Here is a 23925-nt window from a genome sequence, read left to right on the forward strand (position 1 = left end):
GCGCTGCGCCGGCCAGTGATGGCGACGCATCAATCCGCGCGGCGGCGGCGCGGCTTCTTCGTCGGGGCAGCCTTCTTGCGGCCATTCGACACCTTCGACGCCTTCAGGCGCCCGGCCGAAGCCTTGATCAGCGAGGCGGGCGCCGAGCGGGCCAGGCGCTTGGTGGTGGTGCGGCCTTCGTCGCCGGTGATCAGGCGGCGGATATTGAGCGCGTCCATGATGCGCGCCGAGTTGGCGCTGGCATTCAGCAGCACCATCGTCGCGTTCTTGCCGGCCGCCTTGATGCGCATGATCAGGCAGCGGCCCGCTTCTTCCGTGTAGCCCGTCTTGGACAGGCCGATGTCCCAGCCCTTGGCACCGACCAGGCGGTTGGTGTTGTGGTACTCGACGCTGCGGCCCTTGACGTTGATGACTTCGCGCGTGTCCGTCGTCATGCGGGTGATGTCCGGGTAGGCGGCGGCGGCGGTCGCCATCTTGACGAGATCGGTCGCGGTCGACGTGTTGGCCGGCGACAGGCCGGTCGGTTCGGCGATCCGCGTCTGCGCCATGCCCAGCGCGCGTACCTTGCGGTCGACGGCGGCCTTGAACGCGGCCGGGCCGCCCGGGAACGTGCGTGCCAGCGAGGCGGCGGCGCGATTGTCGGAGGACATCAGTGCCAGCTGCAGCACCTCGCCGCGCGACAACGTGGCGCCGACGGGAACGCGCGACGTGCTGTGCTTGAGCACGTCCACGTCCTGCCGGTCGATGCTGATCTGCTCGTCCATGTCCAGCTTCGCGTCCAGCACGACCATGGCCGTCATCAACTTGGTCAGCGAGGCGATCGGGACGACGGAGGTGGCATTCTTTTCCAGCAGGACCTTGCCGGTGCCGTCTTCGACGACCAGCACGGATTGCGAGCCCAGCGGTACAGCGACCGCGGCCGCGGAACAGGACAGCAGCAGGGCGACAGCAAATTTTCTGATCATTTTGGCATGAGATGGGGAAATCGGGGCGCAGTGCGGCACATGGATCGCGGTGAACCACGTCTATCCATGCGGCAACTTACTCGAAGTACAGACGATAGCATCGTTGCGCTGCCCAGTCCAGACGCTGTCAGCAGTGCGCGACGGCAGATATCCCCTCGCGCCAATGAAAAAGGAGGCCGAAGCCTCCTTTTAAGCGTGCCATAAGATTCCGTTACTTCGTCGCGTAGATCTTGTCGAACTCGCCGCCATCGTCGAAGTGGCGCTTCTGCGCCGCGCGCCAGCCGCCGAACACGTCGTCCACGGTGAACAGCTTGATGGGCCTGAACGTGGCTTCGTATTTCTTTGCCACGGCCGCCGAGCGCGGTCGCAGGAAGTGCTTGGCGATCGTCTCCTGGCCCTGTTCCGTGTACAGGAAGTTCAGGTAGGCCGTCGCTTCCTTGCGCACGCCGCGCTTGTCGACCACCTTGTCCACCACGGCGACCGGCGACTCCGCCAGGATCGACGTGGACGGGTAGACGATGTCGAAGTTCTGGCCGAACTCCTTGCGCACCAGCTGCACTTCGTTCTCGAACGTCACCAGCACGTCGCCGATCTGGCGCTGCGTGAACGTGGTCGTCGCGGCGCGGCCGCCGGTATCCAGGATCGGCACGTTCTTGAAGATCTTCGTCACCAGGTCGCGCGCCTGGGCGTCGCTGCCGCCGGCCTGCAGCACGGAGCCCCAAGCCGCCAGGTAGGTGTAGCGGCCATTGCCGGCCGTCTTTGGATTCGGGATCACGACCGCCGTGCCGGCCTTGGCCAGGTCGGCCCAGTCCTTGATGCCTTTCGGATTGCCCTTACGCACCAGGAACACCATCGTGGAGTAGCTGGGGGCCGCATTGTGCGGGAACTTTTTCGCCCAATCCTTGGCGACGAGACCCTTGTCGGCCAGCATGTCGATATCGTTGGCCTGGTTCATCGTCACGACGGACGCCTCCAGCCCGTCCGCCACGGCGCGGGCCTGCTTGGAGGAGCCGCCGTGCGACTGCTTGATCTGGATGGTCTTGCCGGTCGTCTTCTGGAACTGCGCCTGGAAGGCGGGATTGATGTCCTGGTACAGCTCGCGGGCGACGTCGTACGAGACGTTCAGCAGGGTCACGTCGGCGGCCGCGGCCGGCAGCGCGACGGCGGCGCCGATGGCGGACGCCAGCAACAGGCGGCGAGCGGTGCTAAATACGATTTTGTTATGTGCCATGGTGTGCTCGTGGTGGAAAACAGATATCAATGGTCGGCAATTCCCCGCTGAAAAGATACTAAATTTTCGTAATATGCTTAGATGCCACCCCGGCTGCCGGGCGGCGCCAGCCGTCGCCACGGCTTCTGGCCGACTCGTGTATAGTCCCGCTGTCGCACCGGTGCCCAAGAGGCGACCGCGCATTTCCGGATCACAAGCACATGAGTTTTGACATTCGACCAGCCGTACCGCAAGACGCCACTGCCGCCTGTGCCGTGCTGCGTCGCTCCATCGAGGAGTGCTGCGGGCTCGACCATCATGGCGATGCCGCCATCCTGGCTGCGTGGCTGGGCAACAAGACGCCGAAGACGGTTTCCGCCTGGTTCGAATCGCCGACCAACTATTCGCTGGTGGCCGTGCGTGGCGAAGCCGTCGTGGGTGTGGCGCTGCTGACGGGCGCCGGCAAGCTGGCGCTGTGCTACCTGGCACCCGAGGCCATGGGGCAGGGCACCGGCAAGGCCCTGCTGGCGCGGATCGAGCAGCAGGCGCTGGCGCTCGGGATGAAGACGGTGTTCCTGCACAGCACGGCCACGGCGGAAGGGTTCTTTGCCGGCCAGGGCTACCGCCGCGACGGCCAAGTGCGGGCGCCGTATGGCATCGACACGGTGCTGTTCTGGAAACCCCTCGCCGCGGACGGCAGCGCGCCCGATTCGCAACGCAAGCGCTTCTGCAACTGCAGTTCCGCCTGAGCGGCCGCCTGCGGCCTGTCTTTCAGCCGAGCCGGCCCCGCTGCAGTGCGCCCGTCTCGCGGCGGATCGCCATCAGCATGCCGCAACCCAACCCCAGTGTCATCATGGCCGTGCCGCCATAGCTGATGAACGGCAGCGGTACGCCGACGACGGGGAAGATACCGCTGACCATGCCGATATTAATGAAGGCGTAGGTGAACAGGATCATCGTCAAGGCGCCGCCCAGCAGGCGCGAAAACGGCGTCGCCGCTTGCGCCGTGATTTGCAGGCCGCGCAGGATGAGCAGGAAATACAGCACCAGCAGCGCGATATTGCCGGCCAGGCCGAATTCCTCGGCAAACACGGAAAAGATGAAATCCGTCGAACGCTCCGGCAGGAAGCCCAGGTGCCCCTGCGTGCCCTCCAGCCAGCCCTTGCCCGACACGCCGCCGGCACCGATGGCGATGCCGGCCTGCTTGATCTGGAAGCCCTTGCCGAGTGGGTCGGCCTCCGGGTGCAGCAGCGTCAGCACGCGCTGGCGCTGGTAGTCGTGCAGCAGCGGCCACGACAGGGGAATCGCGGCGACCCCGGCCACGGCAAGCCCCAGCAGCGCGCGCCAAGAGAGGCCGGCCAGCACGATCACGTAAGCCCCTGCCGCCAGCACCAGCAGGGCGGTGCCCAGGTCGGGCTGCTTCATGATCAGGCCGACGGGAATGGCCAGCAGCACGGCCGCCGCGGCAAACGCCTGCACGCGCGGCGTCCCCCGGTAATGATGGAAGAACCAGGCCAGCATCAGCGGCATGGCGATCTTCATGATCTCGGACGGCTGGAAATCGAACCCCACGGACAACCAGCGCGTCGCCCCCTTCTTGCTGACGCCGGCAAACTGCACGGCCAGCAGCAGCAACACGCCGATGCCATACACCGCCGGCGCGTAGCGCATCAGCTGGCGCGGCGGCACGTTGGCGGCCAGCCACAGCACGCCGAGCGCGATGCCGACATTGCGCAGCTGGGCGGCGAAGCGCCCGGGAAAGTCGGCAGCCGCCGAATACACGGTGACGAGGCCCGTCGCCAGCAGCAATCCGATGCACAGCAGCAGCGGCACGTCGACGGCGACGTAGGGCCGGAGACGCGGCCACAGGCCGGTCCGGGTCATTGCAGGGCCTGCAGCCAGACGACGCGGCCGATCAGCACGGCCATGCCGGCAGCGGCAACGATGGCAAGGGAAGCAAGGCGGCGCTTGAAGCGGGCGGTGGCGGGATCGGGCGGCATCGGTCGGAAGATGGAAGCGGGCGGGCGCCATTATACGGCCGTAGTTGTCGTCGTTGCACGGTCATCTATAAATGTCACGTCGGCGGGGCGCTGCCGTTGGTTACCTGCTGTTACTTGGCGACGCGGCGCGATGCCATTATCGTTACTGCAATGCGGCGCCTGCCGCCCCCATCGGCACCAGCTGGCACCAGCCGGCACCATCAGGAGCGCACCATGCCAGAGCCAATGCAGCCCTACCTCATCGTGCCTGCGGGCGATATGCTGTCCTGCCTTGGCGCACGGCATCTCGCGGCAGGCGCGCCGCTGGGGCTGATGCCGCGTGACCGTGACAACGCGGTACCGTGCTGGCTGTTCGCGGATGGCCTCATCCGGCTGGCCGGACATGGGGACCTGTGCCTTGACGTGCGCGCCGTCCACGGCGGGGCAGGCCAGGCATGCCTCGGCACGGTATTGGCGGGCAAGCTGTCGCAGCACTGGCAGTGGCTGGAGCAGCCGGGCGTCATCGTCAACGACCTGTATCCGAAGCTGGTACTGGACAGCGCCGACGCCCGCCTGACGCCGGGCAACCCGGTCCAGGTGCGTGCGCGCAACGGCGCCGCCGGCCAGGACTGGACCCGGCAAGCCCCCGGGACGGGGCGCGGCGACTGACGGCATCAGGCGGGCGTGCCCAGCCGGGCCAGCACGGCCGCACAGCACAGTTGCGCGAGCTGTTCCTGGCGCGCGATGGCCGGGCCCGTGCCCACGTCGGCCTGTTCGCTCCAGACGATCGTGCCCTCGTGCACGGCCGTCATCGCCAGTTGGGTGCGCATCACCACGCCGTCGCCGCGCACGCTGGCGGCCAGCACGTAGGCCGGCGCGGCGCCGCTGGCCGGAACATGGAAGCCGGGCTGGCCGTCGATCAGGCGGCTGCCCAGGTCGCGGTGCAGCCGGTGGCGCAGTTCGGCGGCGAGGCCGGCGGCGAAGATGGACGCGGCACCGCCGCTGCCGGCCTCGACGGGGAGCAGCAGGATGCGGGCGTGGCCTGGCGCGTCGTCGTACTGCCGGGTCAGCTCCGGCACATAGCCCCGCCGGGGTACCCGGATGCGGATGGGATCGGCACGGCCAGGGCCGGCGTAATAGTCTTCCAGCCGGCGGCGCAGGCGACCGGCCTGGACCCGCACGACCGGATCCTCGTCCGGCCGGTAGCTGCGGGCATCGCGGCGGTAAACGTCGATCCCCACCATGTACTCCTTGACGGGCTCCTGGGGCAGGTCCAGCCGCCGGCAGACGAGGTAGTCCAGCAGTTCCGCACTGCGGCGGGCGCGGCCGAACAGGGCGCTGGACAGGATGCGTCCCAGCTGCTGGCGGACAGCGTCGGGCGCGACGTCGCTAGGTTCAAGCGGGTCGCAAAGTGTGTGTAACGGAAAGTTCATGATCTGCTCCATCGATGTTAAGATGACACCATGCTGACGGTGGCTGCCAGCGATGGATGGACAGTACCCGTGCAGCGTGCAAGCTGCCTTCTGAAAACCTTCGGGCCCGCAAGTGCCTGAATCGAATGGGTTTTTTTATGGGAAATGCCGAGCGGTTCCTGGATCGGGGGTTCGACTTCGGCGCCTGGCGGGTCGAACCGGGGAGCAACTCCCTGTACCGCGATGGGCAGCGCCGCCAGTTGGAACCGCGCGCGATGGAAGTGCTTGTCCTGCTGTGCCGCCACGCCGGCGAGGTGTTGTCGGCCGATGCGATCCTCGACACCTGCTGGGGCGGCGTACCCACCGGCGACAATCCGCTGCACAAGATCCTGACCCAGTTGCGCCACGCACTGGGCGATTCCGCCACGGCCCCCAGCTATATAGAGACGATCCGCAAGCGCGGTTACCGGGCCATTGCCGACGTGCGCGTCGAGCCCCGCCAGCAGGCCTGGGCCGGGACGCCGTTTCGCGGCCTCGCCGCGTTCGGCCGTGCCGATGCCGCGATTTTCCACGGCCGGCGCCAGGCCACGGAGCAACTGCTGCAGGTGGTCCGTCAGCAAGTGGAGGGCGGCTGCGCCATGGTGGCCGTGCTGGGGCCGTCCGGCTCGGGCAAGAGTTCGCTGGTCCAGGCCGGCCTCCTGGCCCGGCTGCACGACACGCCATTGCCCGGCCTGCCGCTGGCCGATACGCTGACGCTCGACTGTGCCGACCTGGGCAGTGCCAGCCTGTTCGACGCGCTGGGCAGCGTGCTGCTCGATGCCGAGCTCGACGGCGACACGCTGTTCGGCAGTGACAGCGCCGCCGGTCTGGGCGCCCGGCTGCGCGATGACATGGTGAGCTTGACGGCGGCGCTGCAGGCGCGCCTGGGGCTGATCGGCCTGGGCCTGTTCGTCGACCATCTGGAAGCGATCTACCGCCATCCGCACGTCAGCGACGGCGAACGTGCGACCTTCATCGGCGCCCTGGAGGCGCTGGCCCGCACTGGCCGCATTCTTGTCGTGCTGGCTTGCCGCAACGATTTCTACCCTGAACTGATGACGTCGGCACCGTTGTGCGCGCTGAAGGCGCGCGGCGGCCATTTCGACCTGGCGCCGCCGGGTCCGTCCGAGATCGCGCAGATCATCCGGCTGCCGGCCCAGGCGGCCGGGTTGCGCTTCGAGACGGACGAGGCCAGCGGCGCCCGGCTGGACGATGTGCTGTGCTCTGATGCGGCGGGCAGCGGCGACATGCTGCCGCTGCTGGAGTACTGCCTGCACGAGCTGTACCGCCGCCGCGGCGAGGAGGGACTGCTGACGTTTGCCGTCTACCGGGAACTGGGCGGCATCGAAGGCTCCATCGGCGCGCGGGCGGAACAGGTCGTCGCCGCGCTGGGTCCGGCCGAAGTGGCGGCACTGCCGCGCGTGCTGTCGCAGCTGGCCAGCGTGGCGGACAACCAGCTGGCGGTGACGGCGCGCGCGGTACCATGGTCGACGTTGCGGACAGGGCCGGAGCAGGCACTGGTGCAGGCGCTGGTCGATGCGCGGCTGTTTGTCACCGACCTGGCCGCCGGTGTCGCGACCTATGGCATCGCCCACGAGGCGCTGCTGCGGCGCTGGCCGCGCGCGGTCGAGTGGATCGACCGCCATCGGCAGGCCCTGCAGGAGCTGACCAGGACCGGTACGCAGGCGGCGCGCTGGCATGCGGCGGGCCGACCGGCCGACTTGCTGTTGCCGCCGGGCCAGCAAGCACGTCAGGCGGCACGCTTGCTGGCGCTGCCGGAGTTCTCGTTGCCGGCGCTCGAACGTGATTTCATCCAGGCGTCGCTGGGCCGCGCCCGCCGCAGCGAACGGCTGCGCCTGCTGGTAGCGGGTACGCTGTTGCTGCTGGCGCTGCTGGCGATCGGCCTTGGCATCGCGGCCCAGGGTGCCCGCCAGAAGGCCGAACGGCACCGCGGCGAGGCCGAAGCGCTGATGGCCTATATGCTGGGCGAATTCGTCGACCGCTTGCGGCCGCTGGGCCGGCTCGACTTGCTCGACAGTGTCAGCACGCGGGCGCTCGGCTACCTGGCGGATGCCGAGCGCGAGCATGGCAGTCCCGTCGAGTTGACCCAGCGGGCCAAGGCGCTGCAGCTGATTGCCGAGGTCAAGCAGGCGCGCGCCGATCCGGCCGCCGCCCGCAGCGCCTTGACGAGTGCCCGCGCGATCCTGCAACAACAGCGGCGCGAACTGCCGCGCTCGCGCGACGTGCTGGTCAACTACGGTGCCAATGCCTTCATGCTGGGGCAGCTGCATTTCGATGCCAACGAGCTCGACAAGGCGACATCGTACTTCCTTGAATACCGCGACGTCAGCGACGCGGTAGCCGCGCTCGCACCGGACGACCCCGCGGCATGGATCGAGCAGTCGTATGCGGCCAACACCCTCGGCACGCTAGCGTTGCAGCAAGGCCGGCCTGAGGCGGCGGCAATCGAGTTCGCGCGGTCGGTGCAACTGAAGGGGAGGGCCTTGGCGGCGCGCCCCGGCGATGCCCAGTTGCAGGCGGACCTGGCGGATAGCCTGTCTTGGCTCGCCACCGCACGGGAGCGGTTGGGCGACCTGGCGCAGGCCGCGGCGCTGTACGAACATCAGGAGACCCTGTTGCGCGCATTGCATCGCGCCAAGCCGGGCGATGGCTTGTGGACGCATCGCTATGCGCTGGCCCTGTGGCAGAAGGGCGAGCTGCTGGTGGCGCTGGGCCGGGACGGCGCTGCCACGGCGGCGCTGGCGCACGCCGCCGAGCTGTTCGGCCGGCTGGTGGAACAGGATGCCAGCAATCGTTCCTGGCAGGCTGAGCGCGCGGGCGTGCGCTTGCCGCTGGCCTGGCTGGCGCCGGACGCGCCGACGGCGCTGCGACAGGCGCGTGCGGCGGCCCATGAGTTCGAGACCCTGGCGGCCCTCGAGCCGAAGAAAGTCCACTTGGCCGGGTTGGCGGCGTCAGCCCGGGTCGCCGAGGCGGCCGCGCAGCACCGTGCGGACCGGCTGCCGGTGGCACGGCAGGTGCTGACGCCGGCGCTGGCGCGGCTCACCGCGCTGCACGCCACCGCACCGGAAACGGAGCGGGTGCTCGAGAGCCTTGTCCATGGCTGGCTGACGGCAGCGGCGCTGTACCGCAGCGAGCGCGACACGGCCCGCATGCGCCAGGCGTGCGCGCACGTCCAGGATCTGCTGGGCCCGGTCGCGGCTGCCAACCGCGACTATCGGGTGCTGTCGGCCTGGGTGCTCAGCCAGCACTGCCTGGGCACGGCGACGCGCGCGCGCGCGGAGGAGGCCGCCCTGATGCGGATGGGCTACCGCGCCTCCGCCTACGTGGGCGCCCTGCGCACCTTGCAGCCCGAATCCGTTTCCCTCACGCCACCATGAAAGGTTTCACATGACCACAGTAAACACGCATTTCTTCAACGTGCCCGTGCGCGTATTTGCCTCCACGGCCACGCCGCCGGTGTACACCGCCTATTACGATTTCCCGACAATTAACGTGACCTATCCGAACGCCACCATCGTCTACCAGCTGATCGAGGCGCCGGCCAACGTGACGCTGGGGCAGGCCAGCGTGACCCCGGCTCCGGCTCCATTCAATTGTGTCACGGTCGATGGCGGCCGGACGATCGTGATCGCCGACACGGATGCGCAAAGCACCACGGAGAAGACCTACCAGGTCCATATCGCACTCATCACGCCGACCGGGACGGTCCAGATCGACCCGCAGATCATCAACAGCCCGATCCGCCGCTGACGGCGGCAGCGCTGCGGCTTCAGGCCCGCAGCAACCCCTGGCCGAACGCCTTCAGTTCGCCGGGGGCGAACGCGACCCAGCCGCTGGTGTCATCGACCGGCTGCGTCGCAACGATCGCCTTGCCCGCCTGGAGCCGGTAGTGCAGGTTGGTCGAGCAATGGGCGAACAGCGTGTCGCCATTGGACAGGATGAAATTGAAGGTGCCGTGGGCGGCGATTTCGCCCGCCAGTTCGGCCATCGCCGCGCGCAGCACATGCGGCGCCGGCGCGCCATGGGGGAAGCGTCGCGCCAGTTGCGACAGCAGGTGGCAGAACGCGGCCTCGCTGTCCGTGTCGCCCTGCGGGCGGTACAGGCTGGGCTGCGGTGCAAAACCCTTCAGGTCGCCATTGTGGGCGAAGCTCCACGTCTGGTCCCACAGCCGGCGCGCGAACGGGTGGCTGTTTTCCAGCGCGATACGGCCCTGGGTGGCCTTGCGGATGTGGGCCAGGATATTGCGGGCCCGCAGCGGACGGCGGCGGATGCGCGCCGCCAGCGGCGAGTCGATGGCGGCCCGGTGGTCGGTAAACAGGCGGCAGCGCTTGCCGCTGTGGAAGGCGATGCCCCAGCCGTCCTTGTGCTCGTCGGTGCGGCCGCCCCGTTCGGCGAAGACGTCGAAGAATGCGCCGAGCCCGGCGGGGAGGCTGCTGTTCAATCCGAGGAGCTGGCACATGGCGACACCGAATCCCGTTAATAAGTATGTTGAGTTAGGGTAACAATACGCCCGCACGACTGCCGAGGGAACGAATCTTTTCCAATATGCTTATTTAGCCCAGCATGGTTGTTGTTGTGTGGCAATTTCTCGTGCGGGGTTATTCGTCTGCCGCATAAGAAACGGCGAAACGATTCGTTTTCCGGCGGCACCCTGGCGCGTACGCTGTCTCCATCGATCCTTCGTGGCGAAAGGCAGCAATGCGTTATCCGATCCTGAACCAATATCTGGCGGGGCTCGTTCAACGGGCCGATGCGTCGTCCTCCCTGTGGCTGGACGCGTCGGGCCGGGCCCATGGCCGTTTCTTCAACTGCACCATGACGAGTGTGTTCCAGCCCGTGCGCATCCTCGACAGCGGCTCGCTCGCGGCGTGCGAGGGGCTGGCAAGGGGCATCTCGGCCGAGGATGAAGGGTTGTCGCTGTGGCGCCTGCTGGAGCACGCGGCCAGCGACGACGAATCGGTCGAACTGGACCGGCTGTGCCGCATGCTGCACGCCATCAATTTCTTCCGCCAGCCTGAAAGCGCGGACACCGACCTGCACCTGAACGTGCATGGCCGCCTGCTGAGCGCCGTCAGCAGCAACCATGGTTTTGCGTTCCGCCGCATCCTGGACGCGCTGGAGCTGCCGCTGGCCCGCATCGTCCTGCAACTGCCGGCCACCGTGCCGCAGCAGGGCTGGCTGCTGAACTACGTGGCCGACAACTACCGCCGCAACGGCTTCCGCTTTGCCGTCACCGTCGCGAGCGCGGCGGAGGGGCTGGGGCTGGTCGAGCGCGTGCGGCCGGACATCGTGCGCGTGGATGCACGCCTCGCTTGCGACTGGGAAGCGCTGGCGCGGTTGATCGACACCGTCGGCAACGCCGGCGGGCGGGCCCTGTTCCACCATGCCGAGCGGCCCGATGCGCTCAAGGCGCTGCACGGCATCGCCGAGCTGGCGTCGTACGTGCCGCTGGTGCAGGGGCACGCGTTGGACCTGCCGCGCGCCGTGTTGCCGGGGCTGGCGGCGCGGGCGGCGGCATGAGCGGGGCAGGCTTAAAGCCGGCTTAAGAATGTTGTGCGGCGGGCCACACAGTTAAAGTGATTTCTCAAGTTCGGGCGCCGATCGGCTATAGTGTCGGCACGTAATCGAGCACGACCCGCTTCTTGAGACACTCATGGCAACACGCAGAACATTCCTCAGCAAGACCCTCGGCCTGACGGCCGCAAGTTTCATCGGCGCGCCATTGGTGGGCCTCGCGCCTGCACGCGCGGCGCAGGACGGCCTGCAGCCGCCGCCCGACATCTTCGACGCCCAGGCCCTGGACCTCGAATTCTGGATCAAGCCGCGCACGTTGACGGTGACCCGGCCGCAAAGCGGCGAGAAGGCCTCCGTGCTGTACTGGCGCGACGGCGAGGTGATCGACTCGGCCTACGAGCAGCTGTGCCACCTGTTGCGCGACGTGAACGGCAAGGAAACGGCGCGGATCGATCCGAAACTGCTGGAAACGCTGTGGGGCGCGCAGGCCTTCGTGGCACGCTACGGCATCGAGAGCCCGGTGGAAATCCTGTCCGGCTACCGCACGCCCGCGTCGAACCAGCGCCTGCGCGAGCAGGGCATCCCGGCCGCGCGCCAGTCGCTGCACATGGAGGGCAAGGCCGCCGACGTGCGCATCGCCAACCTGAACGAGGAAGTGCTGGGCGGCCTGGTGAAGAGCTTCCGCCAGGGCGGGGTGGGGTTCTACTACCGCAGCGGTCCGCGCGGCGGGTGGATCCATGCCGATACGGGGCTGAAGCGGACCTGGAAGGGGTAGGGGTCTGTCCCCGCAGGGGACTGACCCTGAAGTTTGCCGGAGGGCCGTTAACGTCGGGGTCAGTCCCTGAAGGGACAGACCCCACTCCGGTCAGCTGTAGTAGTACGGATTGGGCGGCACCGAATCCTTCTTCTGCCGGTCCACCGCATCCAGGTCCTGCTTGTGGTCCCACCAGATCTTCCAGCCGCGACGCTGGTCTTCCTCCACGTGAGGATGGTCGTGCATGTAGCCGTTCAGGAACTCCTCGAATTCCGAGACATATTTCGTCAGTTTCATCATTCCTCCTTGTTCGGTTACACTGCCGGGCTGCCGCCAATCACTATTTCCAACAGACCATGCAGGACATCACAGATCAGGACGCCGAGCGTCCGCGTTTCCGGCCCGTGCCGTGGACGGGGTTGGAAACCCCCGCCGACGTCGAGTTGTGGATCGCCGAATACAACCTCGCGCTGCAGGAACATATCCGGCCCAACGAGACGGGCTATGGCGTGAAGTTCACGCTGGCCGAAGGCGGCGAGATCTACCTGCAGACGGTCGACAATGCCATCGTGCTCGATGTTACGGCGGACGCCGAATGGGTGGCGCCGCTGATCGTCGCCGTCGCCAGGGTCGAGCCGCCGCGCGGCTCCTTGTGGGTGCTGCCGGACGACAAACTGGTGCAGCTGATCATGGGGCTGTCCAGCCTGATCGCCAGCACCACCCTCGTGTCCGGCCACAATTTCGGCCGCCGGCGCTGACTTCACGCTGACCACATGGGCGCATCCCGGCGCCTTTCAAGACCTGCAGATTCGCCTCCATTGCCGTGCGCCAGCGTGGCGCCACCACGCGCGCCACGGCGCGAGAATGACGCAGGGACTCGCTCGACGAGTCCCATCGTGCATGCCAGGCTGACCGCACGCTCGACAGCAGCGTGCGGTCAGCGGGCGTTACAGGTGAGCGTTACTTTCATTCCAGCGAAGTAATTCCAGAGGGATTATGGACAACAGGGATCGCGCGGCGGCCAACGAGGTTCTTCCTGTCTCTCCCGGGCCCGGAACCGGCGCCGGAACCGGAGCCGGCTTGCAACTCATTACCGGGCTGGACGGCCAGGTTCCGGTCGCAAGCCCTTCCGGCCTGGATACGCATGAGGCGCTGCTGATGGCGCTGGGGGCGGGACCGCTGCCGGGCGGGCCGGGCACGGCCGCGCTGCCGGCCGAGCGCGAGGCGGCCCTGTTCGGTGAACTGTACCTGCTTGCCCCCGTAGGCTGCCTGCTGCTCGATGCGGACACCACGATCCTGCAGGCCAACCTGGTCGGCGCCGGCCAGCTGGGCATCGACCGCGCGGGCGCACGGCGCCACCGCCTGCGCGCCTTTGTCGCCCAACGCTTCCTGGCCGATTTCGATGCCTTCGTCGCCGCCGCCCGCGCCAGCGGCGCGCCGCTGCGCCTGCAATTGCAGTTGCAGCCCAGGCGCGGCGAGCCCGGCATGCCCGTGACCCTCGTCGCCAGTAGCGACGGCGAGCATGTGCGCGTCACGGTGGAGCCGGCGGAAGGGCGCGTGGCCGCGCTGGAAAAGAGCGAGGAACGGTTCCGCCGCATCGTCCAGACGGCGCGGGAAGGGATCTGGGAGCTGGACGCCACGGCGCGCACCACGTTTGTCAATCCGCGCCTGGCGGACATGCTGGGCTACCGCATCGAGGACATGCTGGACCGGCCGCTGGTGGATTTCATGGATGCGGAGGGGCGTTCGATCCTCGAGCGCAATATCGCCCGGCGCCAGCAGGGCCTGGCGGAGCGGCGCGAGTTCAAGTTCATCCGGAGCGACGGCAGCGAACTGTGGGCGCACCTGGCCACCAACCCGCTGCTGGACGCACGCGGCGCCTGCCTGGGCGCGCTGGCCCTGGTCTCCGATATCACGCAGGACAAGGAAGCGGTGGACCTGGCCTGGCACCAGGCCAACTTCGATGCGCTGACGGGGCTGCCGAACCGCAATATGTTCCACGAACGGCTGCGCCACGAGATGCGCAAGGCCCGGCGCGACGGCGGCTACCTGGCGCTGCTGTTCATCGATCTCGACCAGTTCAAGCAGATCAACGATACGTTCGGCCACAGCCAGGGCGACGCCTTGCTTGTCGAGGCGGCCCGGCGCATCGGCGGCTGCATGCGCGCGTCCGACACGCTGGCGCGCATCGGCGGCGACGAGTTCGTCGCCAACCTGCCCGGGCTGACGGCCGTGCAGGATGCGGAGCGGGTGGCGCAGGACGTCATCGCCGTGCTGAACCGGCCGTTCGACCTGTCTGGCGAGCAGGGCCTGATCTCGGGCAGCGTCGGGATCGCGCTGTACCCATCGGATGCCGCCGACGCGGAGGAACTGCTGCGCCATGCCGACCAGGCCATGTACGCGGCCAAGAACGGCGGACGCAACCGCTACAGCTATTTCACGTCGGACATGCAGGCGGCGGCCCAGCAGCGCCTGCGCCTGGCCAACGACCTGCGTCGCGCCGCCGCCGAGCGGGAATTCGAGCTGTATTACCAACCCATCATCAACCTGCAGAGCGGCGGCATCGAGCGGGCCGAGGCGCTGCTGCGCTGGCACCATCCGGAGCGGGGCCTGCTGAACCCGGCAGATTTCATCGCCGGGGCCGAGTCGGCCGGGGTGCTGCAGGAGATCGGCGCATGGGCGTTCCGGCAGGCGGCCGACCAGGTGCTGGCGTGGCAGCGCGAGCTGGGCCGGCCGTTCCAGGTCAGCATCAACCAGTCGCCGGCCGAACTGCGTGCCGACAACCCGTCCTGGCGCGACTACGTCGACAGCCTGCAACTGCCGCCACGCAGCATCGTCATCGACGTGCCGGAAGACCTGCTGGGCGAGCCGGACGGTGCCGCGCTGGAGCAGTTGCGGCGCCTGCATGCGATGGGCCTGCAGGTGGCGCTGGACGATTTCGGTACCGGCCACTCCGCGCTGGCGCAGCTCAAGCGCTTCGACATCGACTACCTGAAGATCGACCGCAGCTTCGTGGCCGGGCTGGCCGGCGACACGGGCGACCTGGCGCTGTGCGAGGCCATCATCGTGCTGGCGCACAAGCTGGGCCTGGAAGTGGTGGCGGAAGGGGTGGAGAACGATACCCAGCTGGCGCTGCTGCGCGCGGCCGGCTGCGATTATGCGCAAGGGTACGGGATCGCGCGGCCGGCACCGGCAGCACAGGTGCTGGCGCTGGCCCGTTCGGCCGGCCGGCCCGCGTTGACGGCCGACGGCGGCGTGGGGATGAATGCCGGGGCAAGGGCCGGGGCGAATGCGGTGGGGAATGCGGTGGCGCAGTGATGGCTGGGGTCTGTCCCTGCGGGACTGACTCCGAAGTTAGCCAGCGTTTCGACGGATTGAACAGAGCTTTCGCGGATTCATGGCCTTGCGAGACCGGCCCCGAGGATGGCCGCACGCTGTAGCGACATGCAAGCGAACTTCGGGGTCAGTCCCTTGCAGGGACAGACCCCAGGCCTGCGCCGGTCTTTGCCAACTCAGCGCAAGGTCAGCAGCGAAACCACCCGCTCGCGATTGATGCCCACCAGCGCGGAGGTCAGCGCCTGCAGGGACTGGTAGCCGGGTTCCTTCGCGATGGTGGCGAACTTGTCGGCGATGTCCTCGACGCCGGCCGTCTCGATTGCCGGCATGCTCGTCTCGGCGCGGGCCTGCGCCGCGGTCAGCTCCTGGCGCACCTTCGACAGGGCCGCCTCGACGTGCGACAGCGCCCGCATGACCTGCTGCAGCGTCTCGCGCATCTGCTCGATGTCGCCCGTGCCCCAGTTTTCCGGCATCACGACAGGCGCTTCGGCATCCACCTTCAGGCGGTTCAGCTGGCCGGTCGGGAAGCGGATGCCGCTGCCCTGCACGGCAAACGCGTCGCGCACGGCGGGAAAGTTGGCTTCGTCGGCGGAGAACACCAGTTCGCCGTTCTGTCCCACCGATACCCGCACGCCGGCCGGCGCCAGGGCCTGGTCGAAGCGGCCGACGATTTCATTGTCCGACAAGCCCGGCGACAGGTGCACGGAGCGCAAGCCCTGCGTGCCGCCGCCCAGCGACACCGCCAGCGTCTCGCGCGCGCCGTTGCGCAGGTTGGCCAGGTTCATGCCGCGCACGGAGAAGCGCTGGCTGGCCGGCTCGCCCTTGGTGAAGTTCAGGCGTGCGTCGAGGGAGCCGCCCGTGGCCTCGCGGCGCGCGCGCCACGTGTCGGAGAACTGGCGCACCTGCTGCTCGACCTGGCCGTCGCGCATCTGGCGCGCGGCCAGCTTGGCCGACAGGTCGCTCTTGAGCGCGCGCAGCTGGGCCGCGCTCTGCTCGAGGAAGTCGACCGCCTGCTGGGCGCTGGAAATGTCGTTCTGGAGGGGCTGGTCCCAGTTGCTGAGGCCGCGCCGGAGCGGGGCGGGAGCGGGGGCGCCGCTCAGCGGCGCCGCCTCCTGGGCAGCGCCCGCGTTCGCCAGACCGGCCTGGTCCAGCGTGGAAGCTGAGCCGGCGGAGTCCGTGGCGATGCCGGAGGAACTGGAGCGCTGTATGATTTGCATAGCGGTGTCAGTACGAGAATAACTACATTGTCAAAAATCGCTGCATGGTGGCTCAGAGTACATTGAACAGCGACAGGTTGCTGATCTTGGAGTACGACTGATAGCTGGCCTGCAGAGCCATATTGTAGCCCGCGAGCTCGGTCGATGCGACACCGTAATCGAGCCGTGCGAGGTCGTTGATCGCCGTCTTGTTGGACAGGCTGACGTTGGCGTGGTTGCCGTCCAGCGTGCTCAAGACGTTCTGCGCGCCGCCGAACTTGGCGATCTTGGCGGCCAGTGCCTCCTGCGCCGTTTCCACGCTGGCCATCGTGTTGCTGAGCACGCTCTTGAGCGGATCGTGCGACGAGTCCGTGGTCGTGTTGCGCAGCGCATCGATGGCGGCGTTCAGGTCGTTCAGCACCGTTTCCACGCCGGAGACGTCGACGTTGACCGCCTGCGTGATGCCGTTGCCCACCACGACCTTCTGCTCCTTGGTGTTGCCGTCGAAGGTGTACGTGGTGCCGTCGAACACGATCGGCGTCTTCGTCACTTCCGTGCCGGCAAAGATGTACTTGCCTTCCTGGTCGCGCGTGTTGGCGTTGTACAGGATCGAATCGCGCAGCGCTTCCAGGCTGCCGACCATCGACTTCAGGTCGTCCGGCGTGTTGCTGCCGTCGGCGGCCCAGACCAGCAGGTCGTGGGCGGCGCCCAGGTCGCCGACCATGCCCGACATGTAGCTTTCGTTCTTGGTCAGGCGGATCTTGACCGCGCCGATGTTCTCGCGGTACTGGCCGACGATGGCTTCCTCGCGGTTCAGGCGCGACACCCGCACGTTCGTGATGGGGTCGTCGGACGGCACCAGGATGTTCTGGCCGGTCGACATCTGTTGCGAAATGCGGGCCGTCATGGTCTGGTTCAGTTCCAGCGAGCGGGCCAGCGTGGCCTGGTATTGGGTCGTAGCGATGCGCATGGTGTGCTCCTTAGCCGAACATGGCCAGCGTGGAATCGAACAATTGGTTCGCCACCGCCAGCACCTTCATATTGGCCTGGTACATATTCTGGAATTCGACGAGGTTGATGGCTTCCTCGTCACGGTTGACGCCACTGGTGGCGGCCCAGTCGTCCTCGGCCTGGCGGCGGATCGTCAAGGCCGTGTTCAGCAGCGACTGGTTCTGCTGGCTGTCGACGGCCAGCTTGCCGACCAGCTGGGTGTCCGCGTCGCCGATCGACACGCTGCCGACCGACGTCAGCGTGATGGTCTGCTGCTTGATCGCGACCAGGGCCTGCAGGTTGGTGCTGTCGCCGGGGGCCTCGCCGGCGGCGGCAAAGGCCAGGTCCGTGGCGGCATAGCCGGCCGGGACCGACAGGATGCCGCCGGCGCCGCCGCCGTTCAGCGCGAACAGCGGCGTGCCCGCGTTGCCGGCCGGATCGGTACCCGCGGCCAGCTGCGTGTTGACGGCCGTCGCCATCTGCTCGGCCATCTCCTTGATGGACGTCTGCAGCGGCAGCAGCGTGTTGCGTTCGAAGTTGCCCAGGCCGCCCAGCTGGCCGCCCATCCTGGCGTCGTCGATCGCATAGGTGGAGCGGGCAAACGTGGCTTCCATCACGGGCGAACCGCTGGTCGTGTTGATGCCCAGCGAGCCGGCCATCTTGCCGACGACAAGCGGCTGGCCCGTCTTCAGCGACACCGTGCGCGAGCCATCCGGCTGTTCCAGCACCTCGATCGAGGCCAGTTGCGACAGCTGGTCGATGGCGACGTCGCGCTCGTCGACGAGGCCGGACGTGTTGGTGCCCAGTGCGCCCGCCGTCACGATGCGTTCGTTCAGCGACGCGATGTTGGCCACCAGCGTATTGAACTTCGGCAGCACCGATTCGCGCTGCTGCTGCACCGACAACTGCTGGTTGCGGGTAACGGCGTAGATGCTGTTGAAGCTTTCCGCCATCGCATGGGCGGCCGTGACGACCTGGCCGCGCAGCGGGCCGGACGTGGGATCTTCGCCCACGGCGTTCAGCGCCTTGAAGAAGTTGTCCACGCCGTTCGACAGGCTGGACTGCTCGTCGCCCATCACCTGTTCCAGCTGGGTCAGGTAGGGCTGCACCTGGTTGCGCTGGCCCAGTTCGGAGTTGGCGCGCCACATCTGCTGGCTCTTGTACGAGTCGGAGAAGCGCAGCATCGCGCTCAGCTTGACGCCGGAGCCGGCGCCCTGGGCGCTGTAGCCGGCCGTCACGGCCGTCAGCAGCACACCCTGGCGCGTATAGCCCTTGGTCTGCAGGTTGGCGATGTTCTGGCTGGAGGCGTTCAGCGAAGCCTGGGCAGCGACAGCACCGGACAGTGCGTTGTTGAGAATGGTCATGGCGGAATAGTTCCTGGTATCGGCCGTGCGGGCCGGGGATTCGTTCCCCGCCAGCACCGTTACTTGTTAAAGGCGACCGCGCCCTGCGTTACATTAAGCCCGCAGCTCACGCTTGCGGCTTATTTTTCGCATCGACAACGGGAGTTGTCTGGGAATTAAGGTCGAGGGCAGGGCCGCGGGGCGCGGCGGGCGCCGGCATCAGCTGGCGCAGGATGGCGTCGGCGACGCCGAACGCACGTTGGCCGGCCAGCTGGTCGGCCACCAGGCCGTCCGCCATGTCCAGCATGTCGCTGTTGATCGAGTCTTTATAGATGCTGTCTTCGCCCGCCATTTCCTTGGTCGAGCTGCGCATCTGTTTCAGCATGTGGCCGATGAAGAAGCTCTCGAACTTGACGGCGGCCTGTTCGGCCTTCTTGCGGTAGGCGGCATCGTCGGCCGGCGCGACGGAAGGCGCCGGGGTGTCTTCCAGCGCGGCGGCGGGCGGCAGGCTGGCTGCGTGCAGGCGGGTATCCATCAGATCACCACCAGTTCGCCTTCGATGGCGCCGGCCTGGTCGAGCGCCTGCAGGATCGCCATGATGTCGTCCGGGGTCGCGCCCAGGCTGTTGACGACGTCGATGATCGACTGCAGCTTGGCGCCGGCCGGCCACTTGAACATCTGGCCCGAGCCCTGGTCCACGCTGACGGCGGAATTGGGCGTGACGGCCGTGCGGCCGCCCGACAGGGGACCCGGCTGGCTGACCTTGGAGCTTTCCGAGATGACCACCTTGAGCGAACCGTGCGTGACGGCGGCGGCCTTCACGCGCAGGCCTTCGGCGATGACGACGGTGCCGGTGCGCGAATTGAACACCACTTTCGGGTTTTCCTGGCCCTGCTCGATGGCCAGTCCTTCCAGCTTGGCCATGAAGGCCACGCGCTGGGTCGGGTTCTCCGGGGCGATCACGGCGATGCTGGTGGCGTCGTCCGTGCTGGCCACGTTGCCGAACTTCTTGTTGATCGAGTCGACGATATTGGTCGCCGTCTCGAACGACGGGCGCTTCAGCGACAGGCGCACGGTGGCGTTGGTGGAGAAGTCGGTGGCGATCTCGCGCTCGATCATCGCGCCGTTCGGGATGCGGCCCGTGGTGGGCGTGTTGACGGTGACGGACGAGCCGCTCTTGCCGGCCGCCGACAGGCCGCCGACGACGACGTTGCCCTGCGCCAGCGCATAGGTCTCGTTGTCGGCCGCGCGCAGCGGCGTCAGCAGCAGCGAACCGCCGCGCAGGCTTTTCGCATCGCCCAGCGAGGACACGGTCACGTCGATCGGCTGGCCGCGGCGGTAGCCGGGCGGGAACACGGCCGACACCATCACGGCCGCCACGTTCTTGCTTTTCGCGTCGGCGCCATCCGGCATCTTGACGCCGAACTGCTTCAGCATGTTGACGACGGACTGGCTGGCGAACTTCACCTGGGTCGAGTCGCCGGAGCCGTTCAGGCCCACGACGATGCCGTAGCCGACCAGCGGGTTTTCGCGCACGCCTTCGATCGAGACGAGGTTGCGCAGCACCTGGGCGGCCTGGGCGGGGAGGGCGGACAGCATGGTCGAGCTGAACAGCGCAGCGGCCAGCAGGGTTTTCAGAGCACGGGTTTTCATCTGCACCTCAGAACGGCATCAATGGGCCGAGGAAGAAGCGGGACAGCCAGCCCGGCTGCTGGGTATCGGCCAGCGTGCCTTGCGCCGAATAGGCGATGCGGGCATTGGCGATGCGTTGCGAGGACACCTGGTTGTTGGCGTCGATATCGGCGGCGCGCAGGTAGCCGCGCAGGCGCACGAATTCCTCGCCGTGGTTCAGGGTCAGGCCCTTCTCGCCGGCGACCTTCAGCAGGCCGTTCGGCATGACTTCCTGCACGATCACGGTGATCGCACCGGACAGCGCGTTCTGCTGCGTGGCCGTGGCGTCGCCCTGGAACGCGTGGTTCGAGTTCAGCTCGACACCGGCTTTCGGGAACGTCTTGCCCAGCAGGCCGGGCGCGGCGACGCCGACGCCGGAATCCTTGCCCAGCTTGGTGCCGGCGGATTTCGATGCCTGCGTGGTTTCCTGCAGGATCACGGTGACGAGGTCGCCGACGCGGAAGGCGCGGCTGTCCGACGTCAGCGACAGGCCGGCGTCGGCCGAGAACACGCCGCCGGAAACGCCGCGCGGCGCGGCCGAACGGGCCACGCTGGGCGGTTCGTCGAAGGGACCGGGGCGGACCGCCGCCGGTTGGATGGTGGCGCAACCGGCCAGCAACAACGCGGCCATTGCGCTCAGTTGCGCTTTCATCATTATCGTGCTGCCTGTGCGAGATATTGCAGCATATTGTCTGCTGCGGACAGAACCTTCGTGTTCATTTCATAGGTACGCTGCGCGGCGATCATGTCGACCATTTCCTCGACCACCTGGACGTTGGACGCTTCCAGCGCACCTTGCTTGAGCTTGCCGAACTGGGCGTCGCCGGGGCGGCCTTCCGTCGGCGCGCCGGAGGAGGCCGTTTCCTGGAACAGGTTCTCGCCCAGCGCCTGCAGGCCGGCCGGGTTGATGAACGACGTCAGCGTCAGCTGGCCCACCTGCTGCGGCGTGGTGGTACCCGGCATCGTCACGGACACGGTACCGTTTTCCGCGATCGTCACGGAGGTGGCGGTCGGCGGCACGGTGATCTGCGGCACCAGGGGCAGGCCCTGCGCATTGATCAGCACGCCATTGGCGTCCAGGCCCAGCTGGCCGGCACGGGTGTAGCCCGCTTCGCCGTTGGGACGCTGCACCTGCAGGAAGCCGTTACCGCTGATCATCACGTCGAACTGGTTGCTGGTGATCTGGGCGTTACCGGTCGTGAACACCTTCTGGGTGCCGACGATATGGGTACCGTTACCCAGCTGCACGCCGGTCGGCGCCAGCGTGTTGTTGTCGGCGCGCTGCGCGCCCGGCTGGCCTTCGACCGAGTAGAACAGGTCTTCGAAGACGACGCGGTCCTTCTTGAAGCCCACCGTGTTGGCGTTGGCCAGGTTGTTGGCGATGGCTTGCAGCTTGGCATCTTGTGCCTGCACGCCGGTCTTGCTGATCCACATTGCTGGATTCATCGGATACTCCTGTAGTGTGTTGCGCTAGGGTCTGTTACGGCATGCTGTCGGGCAACTTTAATCTTGCCCGATCAGCATGGTCAACCGCCGATCAGGCGGTTGCCGGCCTGGGTCATGTCGTCCGCGGCCTTGAACAGTTTCATCTGGACTTCGAAGGTGCGAGTCAGGCTCATCGTGGCCACCATCTCTTCGACGGCGGATACGTTGCTCCCTTCCAGATGACCGGCGCGCACCTGCACCGTGTTATCCGTCGGCAGTACCTGGCCGTCACGCATGACGATCAGGCCTGCCTCGTTCTTGGTCAGCTCGGAGCCTTCGGCCTTGACGAGCTTGAGCTTGTCGATCACCTGCATCTCGCCCATGCCGCCCGGGCTCTGGATCGACACCGTGCCGTCCTGGCCGATTTCGATCCGGGCGTTCTGCGGCAGCGTGATCGGGCCGCCTTCGCCCAGCAACTGCATGCCGTTGACGGTCATCGTGCCGTCCGCGTCCAGCGTGATGTTGCCGGCGCGGGTGTAGGCTTCGCCCGTCGGGCCTTCCACGGCAAAGTAGCCGTTGCCGGAGATGGCCACGTCGAGTTCGCGGCCGGTGGCACGCAGCGTGCCCTGCTTGGTCGAGATCGCGTTGGCCTGCATCTGCGACATGTGGCGGTCGTCGTAGCCGTAGCCCTGGGCGGCTTGCGCCGTCGCCAGTTCCAGGTTGGCGCGGAAGCCCGCCGTGTCGGCGTTCGCCAGGTTGTTGGCGTGCACCTGCTGGCCCCGCAGGGCCCGCTCGGCGCCGCTCATGGCGGTGTAGATCAATGCATCCATTTACGGTCGCTCCGCTTACAGGGCCTGCATCAGCGATTGCAGCATCTGGTTTTCGGTCGTGATGACCTTCGAGTTCGCCTGGTAGTTGCGCTGCGAACCCATCAGGCCGACCAGTTCCGACGTGATGTCCACGTTCGAACCTTCCAAGGTGGCGATCGCCAGGCTGCCGGCCACGCTCTCGCCCGGATTGCTCTCGGTGATCGTGCCAACATTGCCGTTGGCGACCCAGCTGGTGTCGTTCACGGGGGTCAGCGCATCCTCGTTCGACATCGTGGCCAGCAGGATCTGGCCGACGGCCTGCTGCTCGCCGTTCGAGTACTTGGCGATGACCTTGCCGTCCGAGCCCAGCTCGACGCCCACGTACTGGCCCGTCGTGTAGCCGTTCGCCACGTTGGTCGACGTGGTCGCTTCGCCGGCCTGGAACGTGGTGCCGGTGTAATCGACCATGATGTCGGCATTCGCGGCCGGGGCCGGGGCGAACGTGATGTTGTTCGTCGCAGGCGCGTTCAGCAGCTTGCCGGCGCTGTCGAAGTTCAGCGTCACGGGGGTACCGGACGCAGCTGGCTCGCCGTCCACCAGGATGTGCACGGTCACGTCCAGCGACGAGTCGGTGGTGCGCGCGAAATACTGCGTCACGGTGTGCGATTTACCCTGCGAGTCGAACGCCAGCGTCGTCTTCGACATGTTGTAGGACGATGGGTCCGGCGGCGTGGCGGCCGTCGGCGAGGCCGGGAACGTGCCGGTCGGCGCTTTCCAGTCGGCCGACAGGTTGGCGGCGAAGTCGATCTCCGTGGAGGCCTTGGCTTCCAGGGTCGTGGTCGGCACGACGATGTCGCCCTTCGGGCCCGGTGCGGCAACGCCCGGCGTCAGCTTGGCGCCCTGCACGCGGTGGCCGGCGCTGTCGACCAGGAAGTCGTTGCCGTCCTTCGTGAAGATGCCGACGCGGCTGTAGACTTCCTGGCCCGTCGAGGTCTTGCTGATGAAGAAGCCGCGGCCGTCGATGGACGCGTCCATGGCGCGACCCGTGTTCAGCACGCCGCCCGTCAGGCTGATGTTCTGCGTGGTCGAGCCGATCTGGGTGCCGGTGGGCTGGCTGCCCGCGTACATCGACGTGAAGTTGGCGCGCTGGGCCTTGTAGCCGTAGGTGCCCGCGTTGGCGATGTTGTTGGAAATGCTGTTGAGCTGCTCGTTGATGGCCTGGATGCCGGACAGTGCGATATTGAAACTCATGTCTGAGGTC

23 protein-coding genes are annotated in these 23925 nt (G+C 67.3%); 8 read left to right on the forward strand and 15 right to left on the reverse strand.

All coding sequences use genetic code 11. The features are described from left to right. Window positions 1–29: 29 nt before the first annotated feature. Together PX653_RS04415 and PX653_RS04420 are read right to left on the reverse strand one after the other, a co-directional pair. Window positions 30–965 (reverse strand): serine hydrolase, encoded by a 936-nt coding sequence (locus tag PX653_RS04415; protein ID WP_277416707.1) that lies wholly within the window; start codon window positions 963–965, stop codon window positions 30–32. A gap of 211 nt (window positions 966–1176) precedes the next feature. Next, window positions 1177–2196, reverse strand: coding sequence for a sulfate ABC transporter substrate-binding protein (locus PX653_RS04420; RefSeq protein WP_277416708.1), 1020 nt, complete (start codon window positions 2194–2196; stop codon window positions 1177–1179). A gap of 200 nt (window positions 2197–2396) precedes the next feature. Here PX653_RS04420 and PX653_RS04425 point away from each other — a divergent pair, with 200 nt between their 5' ends. After that, complete coding sequence (locus PX653_RS04425) at window positions 2397–2924, forward strand: GNAT family N-acetyltransferase (protein WP_277416709.1); 528 nt, start codon at window positions 2397–2399, stop codon at window positions 2922–2924. A 22-nt stretch (window positions 2925–2946) separates the two neighbouring features. Here the strand turns inward: PX653_RS04425 and rodA are convergent, their stop codons facing one another. After that, window positions 2947–4059 (reverse strand): rod shape-determining protein RodA, encoded by a 1113-nt coding sequence (gene rodA, locus PX653_RS04430; protein ID WP_277416710.1) that lies wholly within the window; start codon window positions 4057–4059, stop codon window positions 2947–2949. A 329-nt stretch (window positions 4060–4388) separates the two neighbouring features. Between rodA and PX653_RS04435 the strand changes: the two genes are divergently transcribed. Further along, window positions 4389–4823, forward strand: coding sequence for a ricin-type beta-trefoil lectin domain protein (locus PX653_RS04435; protein WP_277416711.1), 435 nt, complete (start codon window positions 4389–4391; stop codon window positions 4821–4823). Between the two features lie 5 nt (window positions 4824–4828). On the opposite strand, the gene PX653_RS04440 is transcribed toward PX653_RS04435, so the two are convergent. Continuing rightward, window positions 4829–5587 carry a hypothetical protein gene (locus PX653_RS04440; RefSeq protein ID WP_277416712.1) on the reverse strand — a complete coding sequence of 253 codons (759 nt, stop codon included), beginning with the start codon at window positions 5585–5587 and terminating at the stop codon, window positions 4829–4831. A gap of 137 nt (window positions 5588–5724) precedes the next feature. Between PX653_RS04440 and PX653_RS04445 the strand changes: the two genes are divergently transcribed. Together PX653_RS04445 and PX653_RS04450 are read left to right on the forward strand one after the other, a co-directional pair. After that, window positions 5725–9003, forward strand: coding sequence for an nSTAND1 domain-containing NTPase (locus PX653_RS04445; protein ID WP_277416713.1), 3279 nt, complete (start codon window positions 5725–5727; stop codon window positions 9001–9003). Window positions 9004–9013: 10 nt separating this feature from the next. Next, complete coding sequence (locus tag PX653_RS04450; protein ID WP_277416714.1) at window positions 9014–9376, forward strand: hypothetical protein; 363 nt, start codon at window positions 9014–9016, stop codon at window positions 9374–9376. A 19-nt stretch (window positions 9377–9395) separates the two neighbouring features. Here PX653_RS04450 and PX653_RS04455 read toward each other — a convergent pair whose 3' ends face one another. Next, window positions 9396–10085: a class II glutamine amidotransferase gene (locus PX653_RS04455; RefSeq protein WP_277416715.1), complete on the reverse strand. Its 690-nt coding sequence runs from the start codon at window positions 10083–10085 to the stop codon at window positions 9396–9398. A gap of 239 nt (window positions 10086–10324) precedes the next feature. Here PX653_RS04455 and PX653_RS04460 point away from each other — a divergent pair, with 239 nt between their 5' ends. Both PX653_RS04460 and PX653_RS04465 read left to right on the forward strand, forming a co-directional pair. Continuing rightward, window positions 10325–11146, forward strand: a complete 822-nt coding sequence (locus PX653_RS04460; protein ID WP_277416716.1) for an EAL domain-containing protein — start codon at window positions 10325–10327, stop codon at window positions 11144–11146. 133 nt (window positions 11147–11279) lie between these two features. Then, a complete protein-coding gene (locus tag PX653_RS04465; protein WP_277416717.1) occupies window positions 11280–11915 on the forward strand; it encodes a YcbK family protein in 636 nt (211 codons plus the stop codon). 90 nt (window positions 11916–12005) lie between these two features. Here PX653_RS04465 and PX653_RS04470 read toward each other — a convergent pair whose 3' ends face one another. Next, a complete protein-coding gene (locus tag PX653_RS04470) occupies window positions 12006–12191 on the reverse strand; it encodes a DUF3460 family protein (protein ID WP_277416718.1) in 186 nt (61 codons plus the stop codon). 59 nt (window positions 12192–12250) lie between these two features. Between PX653_RS04470 and PX653_RS04475 the strand changes: the two genes are divergently transcribed. Both PX653_RS04475 and PX653_RS04480 read left to right on the forward strand, forming a co-directional pair. Continuing rightward, window positions 12251–12652: a hypothetical protein gene (locus PX653_RS04475; RefSeq protein ID WP_277416719.1), complete on the forward strand. Its 402-nt coding sequence runs from the start codon at window positions 12251–12253 to the stop codon at window positions 12650–12652. Window positions 12653–12974: 322 nt separating this feature from the next. Then, entirely contained in the window at window positions 12975–15212 is a 2238-nt protein-coding gene (locus PX653_RS04480) for a putative bifunctional diguanylate cyclase/phosphodiesterase (protein WP_277416720.1), read from the forward strand. 194 nt (window positions 15213–15406) lie between these two features. Here PX653_RS04480 and PX653_RS04485 read toward each other — a convergent pair whose 3' ends face one another. From PX653_RS04485 to PX653_RS04525, 9 genes are all read right to left on the reverse strand, one after another. Then, complete coding sequence (locus tag PX653_RS04485; RefSeq protein ID WP_277416721.1) at window positions 15407–16447, reverse strand: hypothetical protein; 1041 nt, start codon at window positions 16445–16447, stop codon at window positions 15407–15409. 52 nt (window positions 16448–16499) lie between these two features. After that, window positions 16500–17396 carry a flagellar hook-associated protein FlgL gene (flgL, locus tag PX653_RS04490; RefSeq protein ID WP_277416722.1) on the reverse strand — a complete coding sequence of 299 codons (897 nt, stop codon included), beginning with the start codon at window positions 17394–17396 and terminating at the stop codon, window positions 16500–16502. Window positions 17397–17406: 10 nt separating this feature from the next. Next, window positions 17407–18780: a flagellar hook-associated protein FlgK gene (gene flgK, locus PX653_RS04495; protein WP_277416723.1), complete on the reverse strand. Its 1374-nt coding sequence runs from the start codon at window positions 18778–18780 to the stop codon at window positions 17407–17409. Between the two features lie 106 nt (window positions 18781–18886). Beyond that, a complete protein-coding gene (locus tag PX653_RS04500; RefSeq protein ID WP_277416724.1) occupies window positions 18887–19294 on the reverse strand; it encodes a rod-binding protein in 408 nt (135 codons plus the stop codon). Further along, the gene (locus PX653_RS04505) at window positions 19294–20358 is read right to left on the reverse strand and encodes a flagellar basal body P-ring protein FlgI (protein ID WP_371876460.1); all 1065 of its coding nucleotides are present in this window, start codon (window positions 20356–20358) and stop codon (window positions 19294–19296) included. Before PX653_RS04505 ends, PX653_RS04500 begins: the two co-directional genes overlap by 1 nt. 61 nt (window positions 20359–20419) lie before the next feature. Continuing rightward, window positions 20420–21082 (reverse strand): flagellar basal body L-ring protein FlgH, encoded by a 663-nt coding sequence (gene flgH, locus PX653_RS04510; RefSeq protein ID WP_277416726.1) that lies wholly within the window; start codon window positions 21080–21082, stop codon window positions 20420–20422. 2 nt (window positions 21083–21084) lie between these two features. After that, window positions 21085–21876, reverse strand: a complete 792-nt coding sequence (gene flgG, locus PX653_RS04515; protein WP_277416727.1) for a flagellar basal-body rod protein FlgG — start codon at window positions 21874–21876, stop codon at window positions 21085–21087. A gap of 80 nt (window positions 21877–21956) precedes the next feature. Further along, window positions 21957–22685: a flagellar basal-body rod protein FlgF gene (flgF, locus tag PX653_RS04520; RefSeq protein ID WP_277416728.1), complete on the reverse strand. Its 729-nt coding sequence runs from the start codon at window positions 22683–22685 to the stop codon at window positions 21957–21959. A gap of 15 nt (window positions 22686–22700) precedes the next feature. Then, window positions 22701–23915 carry a flagellar hook protein FlgE gene (locus PX653_RS04525; protein WP_277416729.1) on the reverse strand — a complete coding sequence of 405 codons (1215 nt, stop codon included), beginning with the start codon at window positions 23913–23915 and terminating at the stop codon, window positions 22701–22703. Window positions 23916–23925: the final 10 nt, after the last annotated feature.

The organism is Pseudoduganella chitinolytica, from assembly GCF_029028125.1.
Classification (GTDB): domain Bacteria; phylum Pseudomonadota; class Gammaproteobacteria; order Burkholderiales; family Burkholderiaceae_D; genus Rugamonas; species Rugamonas chitinolytica.

Coding starts and splice junctions, on each gene's coding strand:
- PX653_RS04525 (WP_277416729.1), bottom strand. CDS start 23,915: ATGAGTTTCAATATCGCACTGTCCGGCATCCAGGCCATCAACGAGCAG.
- PX653_RS04485 (WP_277416721.1), bottom strand. CDS start 16,447: ATGCAAATCATACAGCGCTCCAGTTCCTCCGGCATCGCCACGGACTCC.
- flgG (WP_277416727.1), bottom strand. CDS start 21,876: ATGAATCCAGCAATGTGGATCAGCAAGACCGGCGTGCAGGCACAAGAT.
- PX653_RS04460 (WP_277416716.1), top strand. CDS start 10,325: ATGCGTTATCCGATCCTGAACCAATATCTGGCGGGGCTCGTTCAACGG.
- PX653_RS04500 (WP_277416724.1), bottom strand. CDS start 19,294: ATGGATACCCGCCTGCACGCAGCCAGCCTGCCGCCCGCCGCCGCGCTG.
- PX653_RS04450 (WP_277416714.1), top strand. CDS start 9,014: ATGACCACAGTAAACACGCATTTCTTCAACGTGCCCGTGCGCGTATTT.
- PX653_RS04440 (WP_277416712.1), bottom strand. CDS start 5,587: ATGAACTTTCCGTTACACACACTTTGCGACCCGCTTGAACCTAGCGAC.
- flgF (WP_277416728.1), bottom strand. CDS start 22,685: ATGGATGCATTGATCTACACCGCCATGAGCGGCGCCGAGCGGGCCCTG.
- flgK (WP_277416723.1), bottom strand. CDS start 18,780: ATGACCATTCTCAACAACGCACTGTCCGGTGCTGTCGCTGCCCAGGCT.
- PX653_RS04465 (WP_277416717.1), top strand. CDS start 11,280: ATGGCAACACGCAGAACATTCCTCAGCAAGACCCTCGGCCTGACGGCC.
- PX653_RS04505 (WP_371876460.1), bottom strand. CDS start 20,358: ATGCTGTCCGCCCTCCCCGCCCAGGCCGCCCAGGTGCTGCGCAACCTC.
- PX653_RS04445 (WP_277416713.1), top strand. CDS start 5,725: ATGGGAAATGCCGAGCGGTTCCTGGATCGGGGGTTCGACTTCGGCGCC.
- PX653_RS04435 (WP_277416711.1), top strand. CDS start 4,389: ATGCCAGAGCCAATGCAGCCCTACCTCATCGTGCCTGCGGGCGATATG.
- PX653_RS04425 (WP_277416709.1), top strand. CDS start 2,397: ATGAGTTTTGACATTCGACCAGCCGTACCGCAAGACGCCACTGCCGCC.
- PX653_RS04455 (WP_277416715.1), bottom strand. CDS start 10,085: ATGTGCCAGCTCCTCGGATTGAACAGCAGCCTCCCCGCCGGGCTCGGC.
- PX653_RS04470 (WP_277416718.1), bottom strand. CDS start 12,191: ATGAAACTGACGAAATATGTCTCGGAATTCGAGGAGTTCCTGAACGGC.
- rodA (WP_277416710.1), bottom strand. CDS start 4,059: ATGACCCGGACCGGCCTGTGGCCGCGTCTCCGGCCCTACGTCGCCGTC.
- PX653_RS04475 (WP_277416719.1), top strand. CDS start 12,251: ATGCAGGACATCACAGATCAGGACGCCGAGCGTCCGCGTTTCCGGCCC.
- PX653_RS04415 (WP_277416707.1), bottom strand. CDS start 965: ATGATCAGAAAATTTGCTGTCGCCCTGCTGCTGTCCTGTTCCGCGGCC.
- flgL (WP_277416722.1), bottom strand. CDS start 17,396: ATGCGCATCGCTACGACCCAATACCAGGCCACGCTGGCCCGCTCGCTG.
- flgH (WP_277416726.1), bottom strand. CDS start 21,082: ATGAAAGCGCAACTGAGCGCAATGGCCGCGTTGTTGCTGGCCGGTTGC.
- PX653_RS04420 (WP_277416708.1), bottom strand. CDS start 2,196: ATGGCACATAACAAAATCGTATTTAGCACCGCTCGCCGCCTGTTGCTG.